The sequence below is a fragment of the Petrotoga sp. 9PWA.NaAc.5.4 genome (genome assembly GCF_002895485.1).
Classification (GTDB): Bacteria; Thermotogota; Thermotogae; order Petrotogales; family Petrotogaceae; genus AZRK01.
In genome coordinates this window covers 147,269-153,268 of the sequence record NZ_AZRK01000012.1, presented here as the reverse complement: position 1 = coordinate 153,268, position 6,000 = coordinate 147,269, and the positions used below count along the sequence as shown (strand labels likewise).

6 protein-coding genes are annotated in these 6,000 nt (G+C 30.3%); 4 read left to right on the top strand and 2 right to left on the bottom strand.

Going from position 1 to position 6,000, the window contains the following annotated elements; translation table 11 throughout:
- The 3 genes from X924_RS05045 to X924_RS05035 form a co-directional block, all read left to right on the top strand.
- On the top strand, positions 1-613 hold a 613-nt coding region (locus X924_RS05045), incomplete at its 5' end, for an Rpn family recombination-promoting nuclease/putative transposase (RefSeq protein ID WP_199172634.1).
- A 143-nt stretch (positions 614-756) separates the two neighbouring features.
- Entirely contained in the window at positions 757-1,980 is a 1,224-nt protein-coding gene (locus tag X924_RS05040; protein ID WP_121957852.1) for an adenosylhomocysteinase, read from the top strand.
- A 624-nt stretch (positions 1,981-2,604) separates the two neighbouring features.
- A complete protein-coding gene (locus X924_RS05035; protein WP_121957851.1) occupies positions 2,605-3,843 on the top strand; it encodes a hypothetical protein in 1,239 nt (412 codons plus the stop codon).
- On the opposite strand, the gene X924_RS05030 is transcribed toward X924_RS05035, so the two are convergent.
- The gene (locus tag X924_RS05030) at positions 3,833-4,189 is read right to left on the bottom strand and encodes a DUF123 domain-containing protein (RefSeq protein WP_121957850.1); all 357 of its coding nucleotides are present in this window, start codon (positions 4,187-4,189) and stop codon (positions 3,833-3,835) included. The genes X924_RS05035 and X924_RS05030 overlap by 11 nt on opposite strands.
- A gap of 157 nt (positions 4,190-4,346) precedes the next feature.
- Between X924_RS05030 and X924_RS05025 the strand changes: the two genes are divergently transcribed.
- Positions 4,347-4,874, top strand: coding sequence for a hypothetical protein (locus tag X924_RS05025; protein WP_121957849.1), 528 nt, complete (start codon positions 4,347-4,349; stop codon positions 4,872-4,874).
- Here X924_RS05025 and X924_RS05020 read toward each other — a convergent pair.
- Positions 4,863-5,870: an alpha/beta hydrolase gene (locus X924_RS05020; RefSeq protein WP_233186583.1), complete on the bottom strand. Its 1,008-nt coding sequence runs from the start codon at positions 5,868-5,870 to the stop codon at positions 4,863-4,865. The two genes, X924_RS05025 and X924_RS05020, sit on opposite strands and share 12 nt — an antisense overlap.
- Between the last annotated feature and the right edge of the window lie 130 nt (positions 5,871-6,000).

Sequence of the window (6,000 nt, the reverse complement as noted above, 5' to 3'; positions counted from 1 at the left end):
AACGATATGGAACATAGAAACGAATTTAATAAACCTAATTGAAGGAGTCAAAGACATACCTGAAGGAATGAAAAGATACATACCGAGCTATGAATATGAAATATACGACTTTTCGCCGAAATCGAAAGCAAAAATAGCAGGAGAAGCATACACAAGATTAGTAATAGAAGTGATGAGGAGTGCATTTGAAAAAGACAAAGAACGATTTTACAAAGCATTTAAGCTAATGGTAGAACTAACGAACAAAATGCAAGACAAAGAAAAAGCTGATGAAGTATTTGAGATATGTTTAAAATACTTGTTGGATACAAAAGATGACATTGAGATAGAAGAAATGGAAAAAGTAGCAAAAGAAGAATCAGTTGAAAGGGGTGAATTGATAATGTCAATAGCTGAAAAATTGAGAGAAGAAGGTATTAAAAAAGGTATTGAAAAAGGCAAACTTGAAGGAGAAAAGGAATTAGCAATAGAAATACTAAACCAAAGATTTGGAAAAGGATTTGATAAAGAGTTAGAAGAAAAAATAAAGAAAGCAAATGAAGAAGAGATTAACAAGATAAAGAAAAATATTCTGAAAATCACATTAGACGAACTAAAAGAAATTCTAAAATAAAACAAATTGTAAAAGATTTAGGTTTTATTCCCCTTTTTGCAGGGAAACGATGGAGCTCTCACTTTTTCCTGGCTACAAGTACCAAGTTTCGGATTTTAAAATTTCTAAAATAATATATAGGTATTAGACAGGAGGATATTAAAATGACAAATCTTGAAAGCGGAAAGATCAAAATTGAATGGGTAAAAAAGCACATGAAAGTGTTAAACTACTTAAAAGAATTATATCAATCCGAGAAACCTTTTGATGGAGTTAATGTTGCAATAAGTATACATTTAGAAGCCAAAACTGCGTATTTAGGAATTGTACTTCATGAGCTTGGTGCGAATGTAGCTATAACTGGAAGTAATCCATTATCCACACAGGAAGACGTAGTAGAAGCTTTAAAAAGTTATGGATTAAATGTCCATGCAGAAAGGACTTTAGATGAAACTGCATATTGGAAAAACATAGAAAAGATTTTAGAAACAAATCCTAATATCATATTAGATGATGGCGCTGATTTGGGAATAACTATGATAAACAAATATCCCGAGAAGTTAAAACATTTGTGGGGCATATGTGAAGAAACGACAACGGGAGTTAAAAGATATAAGTCACTTTTTAGAGAAAATAAATTACCCGTACCTGTAATATTGATAAATGATTCATACATGAAGTATTTGTTTGATAATAGATATGGAACAGGACAATCAACTTGGGATGCAATTACAAGATCAACTAATCTTTCTGTTGCTGGGAAAACAGTTGTAGTTGGAGGATACGGTTGGTGTGGAAAAGGTATAGCCATGAGAGCGAAAGGTTTAGGTGCAAATGTAATAATAACAGAAGTAGATCCTATAAAAGCAAACGAAGCTATAATGGATGGATTTAACGTTATGACGATGGATCGTGCCGCTGCGTTTGGGGACTTTTTTGTAACAGCTACAGGAGATATAGATATTGTAACTAAAGAACACTTTTTGAAAATGAAAGATGGTGCTGTTTTAGCAAATGCAGGCCATTTTGATGTAGAAGTAAGCGTAAAAGATCTTGAAGAAATAGCAACCAGTAAAAAAGAAGTTCGAAACGGTGTAGAAGAATACAAACTCCCAAATGGTAAAAGTGTGTTTCTTTTAGGTAGAGGTAGATTAGTTAATTTAGTAAATGGTGATGGACATCCAGTTGAAATAATGGACCTTTCTTTTAGTTTACAGCTCGAAGGTGCAAAGTATATAAAAGAAAATCACGACAAATTAGAAGTAAATATTGCTCCTGTTCCTTATGAAGTAGACGAAAAAATAGCTAAAATAAAATTAAAAACTATAGGGGTCGAAATAGATACACTTACACAAAAACAGAAAGATTATTTGAATGATTGGCGTTGATAATACTTTTTCTACAAGATTGACAAAACTTGAGTTTGGGAATTTGTAAAGTAGCATTTCTAAAACTAAGCTTTTGAATTTAAAACGGGTTCAGGGCAAAGCCCCTTTCCCCTCCTTTGCTACAAGTACCGAAAAAGTTAAAAGAATTAAATAGGAACTTTAGAAAAGAAGCATTTCTAAAACTAAGCTTTTGAATTTAAAATGGGTTTAGGGTGAAGCCCCTTTTCCCTCCTTTGCTACAAGTACCGAAAAAGTTAAAAGAATTAAATGGGAACTTTAGAAAAGAAGCATTTCTAAAACTAAGCTTTTGAATTTAAAATGGGTTTAGGGTGAAGCCCCTTTTCCCTCCTTTGCTACAAGTACCGAAAAAGTTAAAAGAATTAAATAGGAACTTTAGAAAAGAAGCATTTCTAAAACTAAGCCTTTGAATTTAAAACGGGTTCAGGGCAAAGCCCCTTTCCCCTCCTTTGCTACAAGTACCAAAAAAGGTAAAGAAATTAGGAATAACTAAGGATTAGAAGTGAGAAGGCATTTTATAAAAAGTTAAACATTAAAATATTTATAAAATGTGAATTTTAGAATTTCTAAATTGAGTATCAGGTATGAGCTAAGGAGGCTAATACTATGAAAAAAACTTTAATGTTTCTTATTGTTATAATTGTTTCATTAACCGTTTTGTCTCAATCATATACTTTTATTTTTAAAAATGTTCAGTTACATTACATAACCACTGATAAAACCACATTTTCAGTGCCTGAAGATTTTGAAGTTCTTTGGGTAAGCGGAGTTGATTCTTGGGAACTTAAAAAAGTTTATCAGAATTTTCCGTTTAAAATAGTTTCTTTAGAAGATTATTCGGACAAATATATTCAGAAAATTGAAGATAACGTTTATCAAGTTTTGGATACAAGAGAAATATTATTTTTTAACTCACAGATAAATAAGTGGTGCGTTACGGAAGAAAAATACAAAGATAGAATTAAACCTTCACTCCAAGTAATATTAAAAAATCCCAAAAACGCTATTATTTCTATGAAGTCTCAAGGGAGCTGGAAAGTTATATATGAAATGAAGAGCGATGGTACTTTCAATAAAAATATTGAGATAAACGCCACACCTGTTGGAAAAACACACCTTTATTTGGTGAGTGAATACCTAAACATATCTTCAAATAATTATATTGAAACAACAAAACTTTTAAGTACTACAAGAATGGACGATCAGGCTAGTTTTCAAACTGTTGCTGAAGAAGCTATTTTAAGTCAAACTTACACTATAAATTTAGGTGAAGTAGAATTAAAAAATAATTTAATGAATTTTAGCATTTCTCAAAACAAAGTTTTATTTTATGAAGACAAAAATGTTATAAACTTTAGCTTATATACAAATATGAGCGATTTTACAAAAGCAAATATTGTAAGATATATAGAAAATACAAATTACAATAGACTTGGAATAGAAATACCCGCTGGTGAAATATGGATACACGAAGAATTTGACAAGGAAAGCTTCCCAATTAAATTATCTTATGTTCAAGACACACCTATAGACGGTATAATAAAAATAAATTTAGGAAGTAGTTGGGATGTACAGTATAAAATCCAAAAATTATCGGATGTGGAAGTTAAAACATCTAATTCTCGTATAACAGACTTCTTATTTACCATAAAAAATTATGGAGATGAAGACAGGATAATAAACATAATAGCCAACATTCCAAATGTCGAAATAAATGATATTAAAATAGACGGTAATTATAGGAACTTTAAGAATAATTCTGAAAAAGGAAAAATCGATATTAATTTTGACCTAGTAGATGAAGTTACAATAAGACTTACTTTAAAAACGATTCTTAAAGAATAAAAGGCTTAATAGTATCAAAAAATAAATCAATATTGTTTATGATAAACAAATTAGATTCAACTTTTAAATCTGAGGCACCGAAATATTTAATATATCTAAACTTTTTGGAAAGTTCTATTGATATATCTTCTTCTAAACGTTTGAAAGAAGGTATCAAAGAAACAAAAATAATTTCATTTTTGGGATTTTGTAAAATATTGTCTATATGCCAATGTTTTTTATATCCCTTTTCTTTATAAGAAAGATGTCTGCCAACACGTTGAGAAAGGTTTTTCATAGCTGATCCAACATATGCATATAAGCTTTTGTTGATAGAGACGTTTTTACCTTTGATTTCTAAAGACATATCCTCTTTAACATTGATTAAAAGTATATAAGAACCTTTATTCGTTATTATTCCCCCTTATTCTTTGAATACTCACGTTGGAAATCTCAAAACTCAGATTATATAAAGGAGATAGCTTCGCCATTGTTTGTATCTAAAGTAAGGAGTCGGTGATATTATGATCGATTCTATAAATTTTCAAGACTATAATCCATATTTGGGATATAAATTAGACCCTGGGGAGCCAGGATTAGCTAACAGCTCTCCAGCTTCTTTAAGCATATTAAGAGTTGCTGCTCATGAAGCTGGTAATATAAACCAATTTAAATCACAAGCTATAAAAAATGGTGGAGTTGTTATATACTCTGATATTGAACTCAAGTTTGAAAAAAGAGGGGGTTTTTTAGCTGCCGTAGCTGGGAAATCCAAAGCTGTTATTCTTTACAAAAAAGAAAGCGAATATTCTACATCAAACCCAGAAAAATTGGCGTTTAATCAGCAACAAGATCAAGAAAAGAGCGAAAAAATAAAAGAAAATATAGAAAAGGAAATAGAAAAATTGAGATATCAACTACTTTCTGAAACAGATCCACAAAAGAGAGAAGAACTATTAATAAAACTTCAAGACTTAGAAATTCTTAAAAGTAACAGTTCTTCGCTAAATATCGAGTTTTTTCTTGGTTTAAAAGTAGATTTATTTGCTTGAACTCACCACTTGTGAACTCTTTTTTTCTTCTTCTTGAAAAGCCTTTTCAATACTTTCTTTTTCGATAAAATTAACAACCCACCTACCAATTAAGCTTCTATACAAAATACTCGATTTATGACCTGCTAAAATTTTTTTAACAACTTTGTTTGGCAACAGATATTCTAAATCTTTTACGGCATCTTTAGGCATGATTTTATCGAAAATTGCCTGAACAAAAAGAACTGGTTGTTTAACAAATTTGGCGTAAGATAAAGGATCATAATGATAACATGTAATTGGGCTCTTTTTGAATATATCATCAATTGAATTAAAATTATTCTTTACGAAATTCTTTGCATCACTTCTAAATTTCTTACAATACTCTTGCGAATCACAACCAAAAGAGTTTTTCTGTGTAGCATATCCGGTTCTAACTTTTTCTGTATATGGGGAATAAAAATTTATCCATCTCCAGTTTGCTCCCGTTATCATCAAAATTCCTTTTTTGATCCTTTTTTCAAGAGCCAAAACCATTGTACCAATTATTCCTCCAAAAGATACCCCCATCAAAAACAAATTATCTTCACAATAGTCTTTAAACGTCTCTAATAAGTCGATCGTTCTTCGCACATCTTTTACTGCGTTGTGAAATAGAATTACGCAGTCTTGAGGTTCTGGAGAGTAAAATGGATCTCCATCTACAATATTGTCGGGCCTTCTTTCCAAATGATATGGAAGAATTACTACACTAGTTCTATATCCACATTTTTTAAAGTATCTCGCATACCATTCAAGATATGGAATATTGTTTGGTCCAATGCCATGCAAAAAAATAATGTCTCCTTTTACATTTCCTTCTGGCTGAAAAAGATGAACTACCTGAGTTTCATTTTCTTTATACAAAGGGTCTTTGTAAACTGTTTCAAACGTATAAACTAAATAATCATTTTCTTTTTTAACATTATAATTAACTGGAACTTTTTCATAATCAAAAATATATGGCGTATCTATCACCCCTAAATCAAAAATAGAAAGATTTGATTAAAACTACTTTTTAATTATAAAATATTAAATTTACTTTTTATTAAAAATTCTATTATATTATAATGATATTATTTAGTTAAATACCCTACAGGGGTAAATG

What these genes read in the sequence shown, in the direction of transcription:
- X924_RS05040 (WP_121957852.1), top strand. Translation starts at nt 757, where the DNA reads ATGACAAATCTTGAAAGCGGAAAGATCAAAATTGAATGGGTAAAAAAG.
- X924_RS05035 (WP_121957851.1), top strand. Translation starts at nt 2,605, where the DNA reads ATGAAAAAAACTTTAATGTTTCTTATTGTTATAATTGTTTCATTAACC.
- X924_RS05030 (WP_121957850.1), bottom strand. Translation starts at nt 4,189, where the DNA reads ATGTCTTTAGAAATCAAAGGTAAAAACGTCTCTATCAACAAAAGCTTA.
- X924_RS05025 (WP_121957849.1), top strand. Translation starts at nt 4,347, where the DNA reads ATGATCGATTCTATAAATTTTCAAGACTATAATCCATATTTGGGATAT.